The organism is Candidatus Kurthia intestinigallinarum (genome assembly GCF_003991225.1).
Classification (GTDB): Bacteria; Bacillota; Bacilli; order Bacillales_A; family Planococcaceae; genus Kurthia; species Kurthia populi.
This window is the reverse complement of record NZ_JTFC01000031.1, coordinates 735,658-749,821: the sequence shown is the minus strand read 5'-3', so window position 1 is coordinate 749,821 and position 14,164 is coordinate 735,658. Positions and strand designations below refer to the sequence as shown.

Genomic DNA, 14,164 nt, shown 5'->3' with positions numbered 1-14,164 from the left:
AGGAGGAATTGTATGGAAAGTCGTGTGAAGTTTGGTTTGCGGAAAAAATTGATTGTATTTGTGGTGGCGCTGGCCATCGTTACATACAGCATTAGCTTTCTTTTCATTGAATATGTACAACCAATGTTTTTCCCGGAGACAAATCGAAAAGTATTTGAAATCGTTACATATGCACTGGGTATTATTTGGTCAGGTATTTTAGCTGGGTTTTTAGGTGTTATTTTAGTGCGACCGCTTCAGCAACTAGAGGAAGTAGCAAATGCGGCCGCGCGTGGTGAAATTGGTCGTGATATTGATATTCCAAAAACGAATGACGAAATGGAATCCCTTGCGAAGGCTTTCCAAACGATGCTTGTCAATTTACGCTCAATGGTTGCGCGTATCGAGGATAATTTTGAAGCGACGAATACGAGCATGCAAAAATTATCATCAGGTACGCAGCAGGCGACGGCACAAACCGATGCTATCGCGAAAACGATTTCGGATATTTCAATTGGTGCTGAGCAATCATCGAATGCGGTACAGTTTACAGCAAACTCATTAGAAAATGTACGCGATATTACGAACTCAGTGAGTGATTATGTGGATGTTTCACAATCAACTTCAAAATTAATGGTTAAAGAATTGACGGCTGCGACAGAGCAGATTAATTTACTCGTAAATGGTGTACAAAATATGGTCGATAATAATCGTCAATCACTTGAAGAAATTTTACAGCTTGAGAAAAATGCGACGGAAATTGAACATATTATTCAGCTTGTGAGCTCAATTGCAGATCAGACAAATTTACTTGCGCTAAATGCGTCGATTGAAGCGGCACGTGCAGGGGAGCATGGGAAAGGCTTTGCGGTCGTTGCTGAGGAAGTACGAAAACTAGCAGATGGTAGCTCAGAAGCCGCGCATAATATTACGGATTTAATTCATAAAATGCAGGGTGATGTAAAAACGGTCGTTGCGTCGATGCATGAGCAGGTGACAACAACGGAAAAAGAGGTGGCACGTGTTGCCGCGACAACTGAGGCAGTAGATGGCATGACGACGATGATTCATGAGGTAGCGAAGTCGGTGACAGAGATTTCACATCTTGCAGATGAGCAGCGTAATATGCTTGAACAAACCACCGCACAGTCACAGGAAGTAGCAGCCATTGCGAAGCAAACGTCCGTCGGCACACAGGATGTTCAGCAGGCGACTGAAAAACAAGTAAAAGCGATTGATGACATGAATCGTTTAATGGAAGATGTAAATTATCAAACTCGTGAGTTATATGAAGTCATAGCGAAGTTTCAACGCTAGTGAATGAAGTGCTCGTTTACGAACAAATTTAAGGCAGTCATGTAAGATGATTCTGTATTTGATACAGAATCATCTTTTTTAGGTTGTGCAACAATGAAATACTTGGTAAAATACGAATTATCCGAGTAGATTAATCTTTTAAATCGCTAATTTTATTTTAAAATACATATGTTCACTTATTTATGAACTTAAATGTTCGCTTTTTAGCGAAAATTTATTCCTGAAATTCATCTCATAATGATGTTATTCTCTTGAAATAAGTGGTACACTGATTTTGACTAAGATTAAGAAATGAGGGATAACTGTGAAAATTGCAATCGCATCTGATCACGGTGGTAACAACTTACGTAAAGAAATTAAAGGACTTTTAGACGCAAAAGGTTATGAATATACTGACTTCGGTCCAAAAGAGGACGGCTCAGTCGATTATCCGGACTTCGCGATGCCAGTAGCAGAAGGCGTAGCGAGCGGCGAATTTGATAAAGGGATCCTAATTTGTGGTACAGGTATCGGCATGTCAATTGCGGCGAACAAAGTAAAAGGCGTGCGTTGTGCGTTAGTTCACGATACATTCTCAGCAAAAGCAACACGCTGTCATAATGATTCAAACGTTATCGCAATGGGTGAACGTGTTATCGGCGCTGGCCTAGCATTAGACATCGTTGATATTTGGTTAGCGACAGATTTTGAAGGCGGTCGTCACGAGCGTCGCGTAAGCAAAATCACAGAAATCGAAGCAAAAAACTAAGAGGTGACAAGCATGACGCTACAACAAATCGAAACCGAGCTTCAAACGTTACTCGATGAATTTGTAGAACAGGCACCACTTAAAAAAGGCCAACTGTTCGTCATCGGGTGTTCAACATCTGAAGTGAAAGGTGAAAAAATTGGCACAGCAGGTGGCATGGAGATTGCAGAAGCATTATTCCGACCACTTCAAAACTTCGCAAATGAACAAGGTGTTTATTTAGCTTTTCAAGGCTGTGAGCATTTAAATCGTGCCATCACACTAGAGCGCGCGGCAGCCGAAAAATATGGTTATGAAGAAGTAGCAGTCGTTCCGGTGCGTAAAGCTGGGGGCTCGATGTCAACCTATGCATATCGCCATTTGGAAGATCCGGTTGTTGTTGAGGAAGTACAGGCACACGCAGGCATCGATATTGGGCAAACGCTCATCGGTATGCATTTAAAACGCGTGGCTGTTCCGATTCGTACATCGGTGAAAACAATTGGTGAGGCAGTTGTTACAGCAGCGAAAACACGTCCGAAATTAATCGGCGGTGAACGCGCAGTTTATACGTTAGAAACATCTGAATAGGATGTTCATATAAATTAAAAAAGATTTTAGGGGGAAAAAGAGTAATGGCAAAACTTGCAGCACAAGAAAATTTAAAAGCACAAGATTCAGCAGTATTTGAAGCGATGGAAAAAGAGTTTGCGCGTCAACAAGCAAACATCGAATTAATCGCATCTGAAAACATCGTTTCAGCAGCAGTTATCGAAGCGCAAGGCTCAGTACTTACAAACAAATACGCAGAAGGTTATCCAGGTAAACGTTACTATGGTGGCTGCGAATTCGTTGATATTGTTGAAGATATTGCGCGCGATCGTGCAAAAGAATTATTCGGTGCAGAACATGTAAACGTACAACCACACTCTGGCGCACAAGCGAACATGGCTGTGTACTTCACTGTTTTAGAACCAGGCGATACAGTGCTTGGTATGAACCTTGCTCATGGTGGTCACTTAACACATGGTAGCCCAGTCAACTTCTCTGGCGTTCAATACAACTTCGTTGAATACGGTGTAACAAAAGATACAAACGTAATCGATTATGAAGATGTACGTGCAAAAGCATTAGAGCACAAACCAAAATTAATCGTTGCAGGTGCTAGTGCATACCCTCGTCAAATCGACTTCGCAAAATTCCGCGAAATCGCGGATGAAGTAGGCGCATTATTCATGGTGGATATGGCGCATATCGCTGGTCTTGTAGCAGCAGGCCTTCATCCAAATCCAGTACCATATGCGGACTTCGTTACAACGACAACACATAAAACATTACGTGGTCCACGTGGTGGTATGATCTTAACTTCAGAAGAATGGGCTAAGAAAATTGATAAATCAATCTTCCCTGGTATCCAAGGTGGTCCATTAATGCACGTTATCGCTGGTAAAGCAGTTGCTTTCGGTGAAGCATTACAGCCTGAATTTAAAGAATACGCACAACAAGTGATCAACAATGCAAAAGCGCTAGGCGAAGCATTACAAGCTGAAGGTATCGACCTTGTTTCTGGTGGTACAGATAACCACTTACTTCTATTAGATGTACGCTCACTAAACCTAACTGGTAAAGTAGCCGAAGCCTTACTTGATGAAGTAAACATCACAGCAAATAAAAATGGTATCCCATATGACCCTGAAAAACCATTCGTAACTTCAGGCGTACGTATCGGTACTCCAGCTATTACTTCTCGTGGCTTTGTAGAAGAGGATATGAAAGAAGTAGGCGCATTAATTGCGGCTGTTCTTAAAAATCCAGAAGATGCAGCTGTTAAAGAAGATGCGAAAGCGCGCGTAAAAGTTTTAACAGATAAACACCCAATCTACGCTTAATTATTAAAATGGACGATGATCTTTTCCAAATGCCATGTTTGTACATGTTTTTTGGTGCGCTTTCTAATAGGGGAGTGCAAGGTCATGGTCCATTTTTTTTATTTTCCCGTGTTTAATTATTATTTTTTGTGAAATTATGAAGAGGGGAGAATAGAAGAGGATGCTAGAAAATACTAGTTTCTTCTATATAATATATCTATTCTTGTAGTTTGTGGATTTTAATAGGACATTGGGCAGTATACAGCAACTTCAAAAAATATAGTTTCATTGGCATAAAATTGATTTTCCATTGAAATGACATAAAAGAAAGCGCTTTTTCTGCTATAATAGATAAGATAATTATTTATAGGGAGTGTTTAACCTTGGGTAAAGTATACGTCTTTGACCATCCATTAATTCAGCACAAATTAACTTTTATTCGTGACAAAAATACAGGTACGAAAGAATTCCGTGAACTAGTAGACGAAGTTGCTACGTTAATGGCATTTGAAATCACACGTGATATGCCGCTTGAAGAAGTGGAAACAGAAACACCAGTTGTAACAGCAAAAACAAAAGTTTTAGCTGGTAAAAAAATGGCAATCGTGCCAATCCTACGCGCAGGCTTAGGTATGGTAGATGGTATGTTAAAACTAATCCCAGCTGCAAAAGTAGCGCATATTGGTTTATACCGTGACCCAGAAACATTACAACCAGTGGAATACTATGCAAAATTCCCAGCAGATATTGAAGAACGTGACTTCTACGTTGTTGACCCAATGTTAGCAACAGGTGGTTCTGCAATTGAAGCAATCAATTCACTTAAAAAACGCGGTGCGACAAGCATTAAATTCATGTGCCTAATCGCAGCTCCAGAAGGCGTAGAAGCACTTCAAAAAGCACACCCAGATGTTGATATTTACATCGCAGCAAAAGATGAAAAATTAAACGACCACGGCTACATCGTTCCTGGTTTAGGTGATGCAGGAGACCGTTTATTCGGTACTAAATAATTAGAGGACGGTGTAGAAATGTCGAAGTTGAAAGTCATGACAGTTTTTGGAACAAGACCGGAAGCCATTAAGATGGCCCCACTCGTACTAGAACTGAAAAAGCACGAAGAAATCGAAACAATCGTGACGGTGACAGCACAGCATCGAGAAATGCTCGACCAAGTGCTTGAAACGTTTAAGATTACACCAGATTATGATCTGAACATCATGAAAGCTCGTCAAACGCTAATCGATGTCACAACACGTGGCTTAGAGGGGCTAGATGCTGTAATGAAAGAAGCTCGTCCAGATATCGTGCTTGTACATGGAGATACATCAACGACATTTGTTGCAAGTCTTGCAGCATTTTACAATCAAATCCCAGTCGGGCATGTAGAAGCAGGACTTCGCACGGGCAATAAATATTCACCATACCCTGAGGAGATGAATCGTCAGCTCACAGGTGTCATGGCGGATATTCATTTTGCACCAACTGAACAAGCAAAAGAAAACTTACTTCGTGAGAACAAGCAAGAAGATGCAATCGTCGTTACAGGCAATACAGCCATCGATGCTTTAAAGACGACGGTCGACGATTCGTACACGCATCCGATTTTAGAGAAGCTAGTAGGGGAGCGCATGATTTTACTGACAGCACATCGTCGTGAAAATCTTGGCGAACCGATGCGTCATATCTTCGGGGCGATTAAGCGCCTGCTTCAAGATCACGAGGATGTGGAAGTTGTGTACCCTATTCATCTGAACCCTGTCGTGCGAGAAATCGCAACAGACGTACTAGGGGGGGAGAGCAGAGTACACTTAATCGAACCACTTGATGTGTTCGACTTCCATAACTTTGCTGCTAAGTCCTTCATGATTATGACGGACTCTGGTGGTGTACAAGAAGAGGCACCTTCTCTAGGGAAGCCGGTACTCGTTTTACGAGATACGACGGAACGGCCAGAAGGGATCTCGGCAGGAACGCTGAAACTTGCGGGTACTGATGAGGAACAAATTTACCGATTAGCTACAGAATTGCTGACAGACGAGCAAGCCTATAAAAAAATGGCCCATGCCTCAAACCCATACGGGGATGGACATGCGTCAGAACGTATTGTAAAAGCGCTAATTACTTTCTTACAATAATAGTTAGTGAAAAAGACAGCGCGTTCTCTCTTTTCAATGTAGGAAAAAAGCTCGCTAAGGTGTTTAAGAAACGTTGTTATAACAACGTTTCTTAAATTTTACACAAATTTGTCAACAAATCGACAAAAGTTATTTGCTTGTGAAGTTTTTCACTCTAAGCAATTGACATGAAATATTCACTATTGTATGCTAACAAAGGGTTAAAAATGGTTAAGCTTATTATGGCTCTACTCTATCTTTTATCGGAAAAGTCACTAGGATGTGGGAATACCTATTTTTGAAGAAAAAATACGATTATTCGCATATTTATTGGTGTTTCTTTAGACGTTAAAAGAATGAAAAGGGTTTCCTAAAAGCTTAACGCTCACATATAGGGAGCTCGTTTCCCTCCCGCATTTGTAGTTTAACGCTACTTATCCGGTAACTTACCGGTGGTCAGCTAGTACTTCCATCATTCGAAAAAAGATTCAGGAGATTAAAGGCCAATGGTAGAAATGCATCTCATTTATAGAAGATTAAAAAAGATTGTTCTTTTGTTTCTTCTCGTATGCGCGTTAGGCTGGTTTTTTACGACATATCAACAAGTATTCGCTGGTCTCGCAGTAGGTGCGCTTTGCGGTCTATTTAATTTTTGGAATCTGGTCCGGAAAATGGAAAGCTTTGGTCGTAATGTAGAGCAGGGGAAAAAGACGCGTTCTTTAGGTACCCTTATTCGCTTCGCTTCTGGTGTGTTAGGTGTTGCGCTTGCGCTCACGTATCCGCAGTATATTAGCGTTGGCGGCACGATCATTGGATTAATGATTCCGTACGTTCTGCTATTAGTGGACAGGATCGTATTTCATTTAAAAAACCAATAAGCTCGGCGCATTCGAAAGAGAGGTGAACACACAGAAATGAATCACTTAAATCCGTATTTTGAGTTCATGGGATTAGGTTTCAATCCAGCTAACTTAATGATGATTACAATTACTTGTTTAATCGTATTATTAATCGCTGTCCTTGCGACACGTAAGTTAGCAATGAAGCCAACTGGTATGCAAAACTTTATGGAGTGGTTAATGGACTTCGTAAGAGGCATTATCGGCAGCAACATGGACTGGAAAACAGGTGGTAAATTCCATATTCTAGGGATTACATTAATCATGTTTATTTTCGTAGCAAATATGTTAGGTTTACCATTCTCAGTCCAAATTGATGGTTACTTATGGTGGAAATCACCTACAGCCGATCCAGCAATTACATTAACTTTTGCAGTCATGATCATTGTTCTTTCTAACTACTATGGTATTAAAGCACAAGGGATTGGCGGCTACGCGAAAACATTCTTCACACCGATGTGGTGGTTATTCCCAATCAAATTGATCGAGGAATTTGCCAACACGTTAACATTAGGTCTTCGACTTTATGGTAACATCTACGCAGGTGAGGTTCTTTTAGGCTTACTTGCAGGTCTTGCAAGCATGTGGAGCGGTGCTGGTATTATCGCAGCAATCATTCCAACATTAGCATGGCAAGGTTTCTCAATCTTCATCGGTACGATCCAATCGTACATTTTCGTTATGTTAACAATGGTTTACATGTCTCACAAAGTGAGCAAAGACCATTAGTATAAAAATTGTCTAGGAAACTAGGCAGCTGACAACCAAAAAAAATTTTATTATTTCCAAGGAGGAAAACATTACAATGGCAGGTTTAGGTTTAATCGCAGCAGCATTAGCAGTTGGTTTAGGTGCACTTGGTGCAGGTATTGGTAACGGTCTTATCGTAGGTCGTACAGTAGAAGGTATCGCTCGTCAACCAGAATTAAAAGGTCTTTTACAAACAACAATGTTCATCGGTGTCGCTTTAGTAGAAGCATTACCAATCATCGCGGTAGTAATCGCATTCATCGTAATGAACAAATAATTTCAATTACGATAAAGATGGCGAAGTATTCCTTCGCCATTCCTTTATGTTTTTCCAATAACCTTCTGAGTTACAAGGTTTCTAGCGATAGTTTAGGCGTAGCTCATTTGATTTAACTATTAGTAGAACAAGTGTGTTTTACTTTTTATAACATGTAAGATTTGTGTGTGTAACAATGAATTTTATAAGCTCTTGAAGGGAGTGAAACAATCGTGTTTCTAGATCATCTAGTACTAGGAGCTGCCGGACACCAAGGTGTGAACTGGGGTGATATCGCATTTACCCTTATCATGTTCATTATCTTAATGGCAATCCTTAAGAAAGTTGCATGGGGTCCTTTAATGGGTATCATGCAAAAACGTGAAGAACAAGTCGCAAATGATTTAGACGAAGCTGCAAAGAATCGTCAAGAATCTCAACAACTTTTAGAAGAACAACGTAGCCTTTTAAACAAATCTCAAAACGAAGCACAAGCGATTGTTGAAAACGCTAAGAAACAAGCTGAAATGCAAAAACAAGAGATTGTTTCTGCAGCTAAAAATGAAGCTGTGCGTTTACAAGAATCTGCTAAACGTGATATCGAAGCAGAACGTGAAAAAGCTATCGCTGCAGTACGTGAAGAAGTGGTATCACTTTCAGTACTTGCTGCTTCTAAAGTTCTTTCTAAAGAAGTATCTGAACAAGATAATCGTGCTCTTATCGAAGAAACGATTGCGAAGGCAGGGGAAGCTCGATGAGTCAATCACCAGCAGCTAAACGCTATGCCGAAGCACTTTTTCAATTAGCGAACTCTACGAATTCTGTTGAAGCTGTTACAGCTAACGTCGCAGAAATCAAAAAGGTTTTAGGCGAAGATAATAGCCTTATGGTTTTATTAGATTCTCCTCAAATCCCAGCTACGCAAAAACGTCAACTGTTTGATACAGTTTTCGCTGGCGCAGAGCAAATCGTGCTTAACGCACTTAAAGTAATCCTTGATAAGGGTCGTATCCACGAGTTACCAGCAATCATTAGCGAGTACATGACACTTGCTTACAATGCATCTGGTGCTGCGGAAGCTGTTGTTTATTCAACAACTACCCTAACTGAAGATGAACTTAATCGTATTTCAGCTACTTTTGCTAAAAAAGTTGGCAAAGATACGCTTCATATTACAAATGTAATCGATCCATCATTACTTGGTGGTATCAAAGTACAAGTAGGTAATCTAATTTATGACAGCACTATTGCTACTAAATTAGAAAGCTTAAAACGTACATTAATCGGATAATCCGAAAACAATTTTGAGAGGTGACAAACGTGGGCATCAAAGCTGAAGAAATCAGTGTACTTATTAAACAGCAGATGGAAAATTACCAATCTGAAATGCAAGTAAGCGAAGTAGGTACAATCATCACTGTTGGTGACGGTATCGCTCGTGTTCACGGTCTTGATAACGTTATGTCAGGCGAACTTTTAGAGTTCTCTACAGGCGTTCTTGGTATGGCACAAAACTTAGAAGCAAATAACGTAGGTATCGTTATTCTAGGTCCAAGTGATGGTATCAAAGAAGGCGACGAAGTAAAACGTACAGGCCGTATTATGGAAGTTCCAGTTGGTGAAGAACTAATTGGTCGTGTTGTAAACACATTAGGTTTACCAGTTGATGGATTAGGTCCAATCAACACAACAAAAACTCGTCCTATCGAAAGCCCAGCTTTCGGTGTAATGGCTCGTAAGTCAGTAGACCAACCATTACAAACAGGTATCAAAGCAATCGATGCATTAGTTCCAATTGGCCGTGGTCAACGTGAATTAATCATCGGTGACCGTCAAGTAGGTAAAACATCTGTAGCAGTTGATGCAATCATCAACCAAGCTGACCAAGATGTTATTTGTATCTATGTTGCTATCGGTCAAAAAGAATCTACAGTTCGTAACTTAGTAGAAACTTTACGTGCACACGGTGCATTAGACTACACAATCGTTCTTACTGCAGCAGCATCTTCTCCATCTCCAATGTTATACTTAGCTCCTTATGCTGGTGTATCAATGGCGGAAGAATTAATGCTACAAGGTAAAGACGTATTAATCGTATATGATGATCTTTCTAAGCAAGCAGCAGCTTACCGTGAACTGTCATTATTATTACGTCGTCCTCCAGGTCGTGAAGCTTACCCTGGTGATGTATTCTACCTACACTCTCGTTTATTAGAACGTGCAGCTCGTCTTAACGAAAACTACGGCGGTGGTTCAATCACAGCTCTTCCATTCGTTGAAACACAAGCTGGTGATATCGGTGCTTACATCCCAACAAACGTAATCTCTATCACAGATGGTCAAATCTTCTTACAATCTAACTTATTCAACTCTGGTGTACGCCCAGCGATCAACCCAGGTCTTTCTGTATCTCGTGTAGGTGGTTCTGCGCAAATCAAAGCAATGAAAAAAGTTGCCGGTACATTACGTCTTGACTTAGCTCGTTTCCGCGAACTTGAGTCATTCGCACAATTCGGTTCAGATTTAGATGAAGCGACTACTCGTAGCTTAGAACGTGGTAAACGTACTGTTGAAGTTTTAAAACAAGACTTAAACAAACCAATCCCAGTTCAAAAACAAGTTGCAATCATCTACGCATTAACTAAAGGATTCTTAGATGACGTTCCGGTACAAGATATCGTACGTTTCGAAAACGAATTCAACTTATGGTTAGATGCTAACGATGCAGGCCACAAAAACATTTTAGGTCAAATCAAAGATACTAAAGGTCTTCCAGCAGATGAAGATATGAAAGCTACTATTGAAGCATTCAAAAAAACTTTCGCTCGTTCAGCTGAATAATCTTTCTTGTGACTAACTTAAAATAATAAGGTGGTGAAATATCAATGGCAACATTACGTGAGGTCAAACAACGTATTAACTCTACGAAGTCTACTTCAAAGATTACGCAAGCAATGCATTTAGTATCATCTTCTAAGATGGCACGTGCAGAGCGTAACGCGAAAAAATACGTTCCATATATGAATAAAATTCAAGACGTGGTAGCTGCAATCGCTAACGGTACAGCTGCCTCTCACCCAATGTTAGTAGAACGTCCTGTTAAGAAGACGGCGTATATCGTCATCGCTTCTGACCGTGGACTTGCTGGTGCTTATAATACGAATTCAATTCGTACAGCAATCACTGCAATGGAAGACCGCAAACAATCGAAAGATCAAGCAGTCATCTTCGCAGTAGGTCGTATGGCATCAGACTTCTTCACGAAACAAGGTTATAACGTAGTCGATTCTGAAATCGGTTTACCAGACCAACCTGCTTTCTCTGACATTAAACGTATTGCTCGTACTGCTGTTGGTATGTTCACAGATGGTCAAATTGATGAAGTAGTAATGTGTTATGCGCATTTCGAAAATGCCGTTTCACAAGTGTTCACTGAACGCAAATTACTACCAATCACTGATATCGCACCAGCTACTACAAATGCTTCTTACGAATTCGAGCCATCAGGCGAAGAAATCCTTGAAGTATTACTTCCACAATATGCGGAAAGCCTAGTATACGGTGCATTATTAGATGCGAAAGCTAGTGAACATGCTGCACGTATGACAGCAATGAAAAACGCAACAGACAACGCTAAAGAATTAATTAATGACTTAACAGTATTGTATAACCGCGCGCGTCAAGCGGCGATTACACAAGAAATTACAGAAATCGTTGCAGGTGCAGCTGCCTTAGAATAGGCTCTCACTATGCACTGATCCCTGTAGATTTTGATAGGAGGGAAACGCATAATGAACACAGGACACGTTCTTCAAATTATGGGTGCCGTAGTCGATGTACAATTCGGCGAAGGTACACTACCAGAAATTTATAACGCGCTAACTGTAGAAATTAACAAACCTAACGAAGAACCTACTATTCTTACATTAGAAGTAGCTCTTCATTTAGGTGACAACGCTGTCCGCACGATCGCAATGGCATCAACTGATGGCTTACGTCGTGGTGCAGTCGTAACTGACACAGGTGCTGCAATCTCAGTACCAGTAGGTGAAGAAACTCTAGGCCGCGTATTTAACGTACTAGGCGATCCAATCGATTTAGAAGCAGGTAAAGAACCAGTACCAGCTTCAGTTCGTCGCGATCCAATTCACCGCGAAGCTCCAAAATTCGATGAATTATCTACTTCAGTAGAAATTCTTGAAACAGGTATTAAAGTAGTCGATTTATTAGCTCCTTACATCAAAGGTGGTAAAGTCGGTCTATTCGGTGGTGCCGGTGTAGGTAAAACCGTTTTAATCCAAGAATTAATCAACAACATCGCCAAAGGTCACGGCGGTATCTCAGTATTCGCTGGTGTTGGTGAACGTACTCGTGAAGGTAATGACCTTTACTACGAAATGACTGACGCAGGCGTTATCACTAAAACTGCGATGGTATTCGGTCAAATGAATGAGCCACCAGGTGCTCGTATGCGTGTAGCACTTTCTGGTCTTACAATGGCAGAATACTTCCGTGATGAAATGGGTCAAGACGTACTTCTATTCGTAGATAACATCTTCCGTTTCACTCAAGCAGGTTCAGAGGTTTCAGCATTATTAGGTCGTATGCCTTCTGCTGTAGGTTACCAACCAACTCTTGCAACTGAAATGGGTAAATTACAAGAACGTATCACTTCTACTAACAAAGGTTCTGTTACTTCTATTCAAGCGGTATATGTACCAGCCGATGACTACACTGACCCGGCTCCAGCTACAACATTCGCTCACTTAGACTCAACAACTAACCTTGAACGTAAATTATCTGAAATGGGTATCTACCCTGCGGTTGACCCATTAGCTTCAACTTCTCGTGCATTAGCACCTGAAATCGTTGGTCAAGAACACTACGACGTAGCTCGTAAAGTTCAATCAACATTACAACGCTACAATGAATTACAAGATATCATCGCTATCTTAGGTATGGATGAATTATCTGATGACGATAAAGTATTAGTTGGCCGCGCACGTCGTATCCAATTCTTCTTATCTCAAAACTTCCACGTAGCAGAACAATTCACTGGTCAAAAAGGTTCTCTTGTTGCCGTGAAAGATACTATTCAAGGTTTCAAAGAAATTCTTGAAGGTAAATACGATAAATTCCCTGAAGAAGCTTTCCACTTAGTTGGTGGCATCGACGACGTTATCGAAAAAGCTAAAGGCTTAGGCGTAACACTTTAATCAAAGGGACTAGGAGGAAGAAAATATGAAGACCACTGTAGTCAACATTGTCACTCCTGACGGTCCTGTATACGATTCAGCAGCTGCAATGGTAAGTGTTCGTGCTACATCTGGGGAAATGGGGATCTTACCAGGTCACATTCCTACAGTAGCACCACTTGCTGTTGGTATTGTACGCGTGAAAACTGCGGACAATAAAACGGAATTAGTAGCTGTTACTGGCGGTTTTGTAGAAATCCGTCCTGAACAAGTTACTATTCTTACACCATCTGCTGAAGTTGCCGAAAATATTGACCTTGCTCGTGCGAAAGAAGCACTTAAACGTGCGGAACAACGCCTGCAAGCGAAAAAAGACGGCATCGATGTTAAGCGCGCTGAGTTAGCTCTTAACCGCGCGATAAATCGTATCAACGTTAAAGAGGGTAACATTTAAGCTCTGTGCTTACTATATAAAACGAGTAGATTTCCGGCCGGGATCTACTCGTTTTTTTTGGCTTCCATGGATGGAAGCCGTTCTGCGTTGCCGCAGGGATGCGGCGGTTTTAGCAGAACTTCCTCTTCGGGACGTGAATAGTTCTGCGTTGCTCCCAGGACGGGAGCGAACTTAGCAGAACCACATAGAAAAATGGATGGAAGCCGTTCTGCGTTGCCGCAGGGATGCGGCGGTTTTAGCAGAACTTCCTCTTCCGGATGCGAATAGCTCTGACAAGCCACAGGACGTGGCGTTCTGTCAGAGCTTCCTTGAAAAAAAACTAGAGCCTTAGCCTTCCATTGAAGTTGTAAAGGACGCGGCGGTTTTAGCAGAACTTCCTTTATAAAAGCATTAGGATCCAGTCAGTACCTTTTAACGTACTACAAAAAAACTTCCTTTATATAGAAGCAACTAACCACAGGAAAATCCATCTCAAAGAATATGTATATGAAGGAATGAATGCATCGTAATAGAGAGGGAAAACATTGTTACGAATTAGCGGATAAAGTCAATTTTCTTTCCGAAGCTTTCTGTCGAAAAAACACATCAAATCCATTAGAATA

Annotated in this window: 15 protein-coding genes; all 15 read left to right on the top strand. The window is 41.0% G+C overall.

All coding sequences use genetic code 11. The features are described from left to right. Positions 1–12: 12 nt before the first annotated feature. The 15 genes from QI30_RS12170 (at position 13) to QI30_RS12100 (ending at position 13,562) form a co-directional block, all read left to right on the top strand. Complete coding sequence (locus QI30_RS12170; protein WP_126990936.1) at positions 13–1,296, top strand: methyl-accepting chemotaxis protein; 1,284 nt, start codon at positions 13–15, stop codon at positions 1,294–1,296. A 304-nt stretch (positions 1,297–1,600) separates the two neighbouring features. Continuing rightward, positions 1,601–2,044, top strand: a complete 444-nt coding sequence (gene rpiB, locus QI30_RS12165; protein ID WP_020189095.1) for a ribose 5-phosphate isomerase B — start codon at positions 1,601–1,603, stop codon at positions 2,042–2,044. A 12-nt stretch (positions 2,045–2,056) separates the two neighbouring features. Next, on the top strand, positions 2,057–2,614 hold the full coding sequence (locus tag QI30_RS12160; RefSeq protein ID WP_126990935.1) for a TIGR01440 family protein: 558 nt from the start codon (positions 2,057–2,059) through the stop codon (positions 2,612–2,614). A gap of 44 nt (positions 2,615–2,658) precedes the next feature. Then, positions 2,659–3,912, top strand: coding sequence for a serine hydroxymethyltransferase (glyA, locus tag QI30_RS12155; RefSeq protein WP_020189097.1), 1,254 nt, complete (start codon positions 2,659–2,661; stop codon positions 3,910–3,912). A 362-nt stretch (positions 3,913–4,274) separates the two neighbouring features. Beyond that, on the top strand, positions 4,275–4,904 hold the full coding sequence (gene upp / locus QI30_RS12150; RefSeq protein WP_020189098.1) for a uracil phosphoribosyltransferase: 630 nt from the start codon (positions 4,275–4,277) through the stop codon (positions 4,902–4,904). A gap of 18 nt (positions 4,905–4,922) precedes the next feature. Further along, a complete protein-coding gene (gene wecB, locus QI30_RS12145) occupies positions 4,923–6,029 on the top strand; it encodes a non-hydrolyzing UDP-N-acetylglucosamine 2-epimerase (protein WP_020189099.1) in 1,107 nt (368 codons plus the stop codon). A gap of 485 nt (positions 6,030–6,514) precedes the next feature. Next, complete coding sequence (locus tag QI30_RS12140; protein WP_020189100.1) at positions 6,515–6,886, top strand: ATP synthase subunit I; 372 nt, start codon at positions 6,515–6,517, stop codon at positions 6,884–6,886. Between the two features lie 36 nt (positions 6,887–6,922). Continuing rightward, on the top strand, positions 6,923–7,636 hold the full coding sequence (atpB, locus tag QI30_RS12135) for a F0F1 ATP synthase subunit A (RefSeq protein ID WP_020189101.1): 714 nt from the start codon (positions 6,923–6,925) through the stop codon (positions 7,634–7,636). Between the two features lie 76 nt (positions 7,637–7,712). Continuing rightward, positions 7,713–7,934: a F0F1 ATP synthase subunit C gene (atpE, locus tag QI30_RS12130; RefSeq protein WP_020189102.1), complete on the top strand. Its 222-nt coding sequence runs from the start codon at positions 7,713–7,715 to the stop codon at positions 7,932–7,934. Positions 7,935–8,146: 212 nt separating this feature from the next. After that, on the top strand, positions 8,147–8,671 hold the full coding sequence (gene atpF / locus QI30_RS12125) for a F0F1 ATP synthase subunit B (protein ID WP_020189103.1): 525 nt from the start codon (positions 8,147–8,149) through the stop codon (positions 8,669–8,671). Next, positions 8,668–9,204, top strand: coding sequence for a F0F1 ATP synthase subunit delta (locus QI30_RS12120; RefSeq protein WP_126990934.1), 537 nt, complete (start codon positions 8,668–8,670; stop codon positions 9,202–9,204). The genes atpF and QI30_RS12120 overlap by 4 nt, the downstream gene beginning before the upstream one ends. Before the next feature lie 29 nt (positions 9,205–9,233). After that, a complete protein-coding gene (atpA, locus tag QI30_RS12115; RefSeq protein ID WP_126990933.1) occupies positions 9,234–10,754 on the top strand; it encodes a F0F1 ATP synthase subunit alpha in 1,521 nt (506 codons plus the stop codon). A gap of 44 nt (positions 10,755–10,798) precedes the next feature. Continuing rightward, positions 10,799–11,653 (top strand): ATP synthase F1 subunit gamma, encoded by an 855-nt coding sequence (gene atpG, locus QI30_RS12110; RefSeq protein ID WP_020189106.1) that lies wholly within the window; start codon positions 10,799–10,801, stop codon positions 11,651–11,653. A gap of 51 nt (positions 11,654–11,704) precedes the next feature. Beyond that, positions 11,705–13,129: a F0F1 ATP synthase subunit beta gene (gene atpD / locus QI30_RS12105; protein ID WP_126990932.1), complete on the top strand. Its 1,425-nt coding sequence runs from the start codon at positions 11,705–11,707 to the stop codon at positions 13,127–13,129. A gap of 25 nt (positions 13,130–13,154) precedes the next feature. Beyond that, on the top strand, positions 13,155–13,562 hold the full coding sequence (locus tag QI30_RS12100) for a F0F1 ATP synthase subunit epsilon (RefSeq protein WP_020189108.1): 408 nt from the start codon (positions 13,155–13,157) through the stop codon (positions 13,560–13,562). Positions 13,563–14,164: the final 602 nt, after the last annotated feature.

Coding starts and splice junctions, on each gene's coding strand:
- QI30_RS12120 (WP_126990934.1), top strand. CDS start 8,668: ATGAGTCAATCACCAGCAGCTAAACGCTATGCCGAAGCACTTTTTCAA.
- wecB (WP_020189099.1), top strand. CDS start 4,923: ATGTCGAAGTTGAAAGTCATGACAGTTTTTGGAACAAGACCGGAAGCC.
- QI30_RS12160 (WP_126990935.1), top strand. CDS start 2,057: ATGACGCTACAACAAATCGAAACCGAGCTTCAAACGTTACTCGATGAA.
- atpD (WP_126990932.1), top strand. CDS start 11,705: ATGAACACAGGACACGTTCTTCAAATTATGGGTGCCGTAGTCGATGTA.
- atpE (WP_020189102.1), top strand. CDS start 7,713: ATGGCAGGTTTAGGTTTAATCGCAGCAGCATTAGCAGTTGGTTTAGGT.
- atpG (WP_020189106.1), top strand. CDS start 10,799: ATGGCAACATTACGTGAGGTCAAACAACGTATTAACTCTACGAAGTCT.
- atpB (WP_020189101.1), top strand. CDS start 6,923: ATGAATCACTTAAATCCGTATTTTGAGTTCATGGGATTAGGTTTCAAT.
- QI30_RS12100 (WP_020189108.1), top strand. CDS start 13,155: ATGAAGACCACTGTAGTCAACATTGTCACTCCTGACGGTCCTGTATAC.
- glyA (WP_020189097.1), top strand. CDS start 2,659: ATGGCAAAACTTGCAGCACAAGAAAATTTAAAAGCACAAGATTCAGCA.
- QI30_RS12140 (WP_020189100.1), top strand. CDS start 6,515: ATGGTAGAAATGCATCTCATTTATAGAAGATTAAAAAAGATTGTTCTT.
- QI30_RS12170 (WP_126990936.1), top strand. CDS start 13: ATGGAAAGTCGTGTGAAGTTTGGTTTGCGGAAAAAATTGATTGTATTT.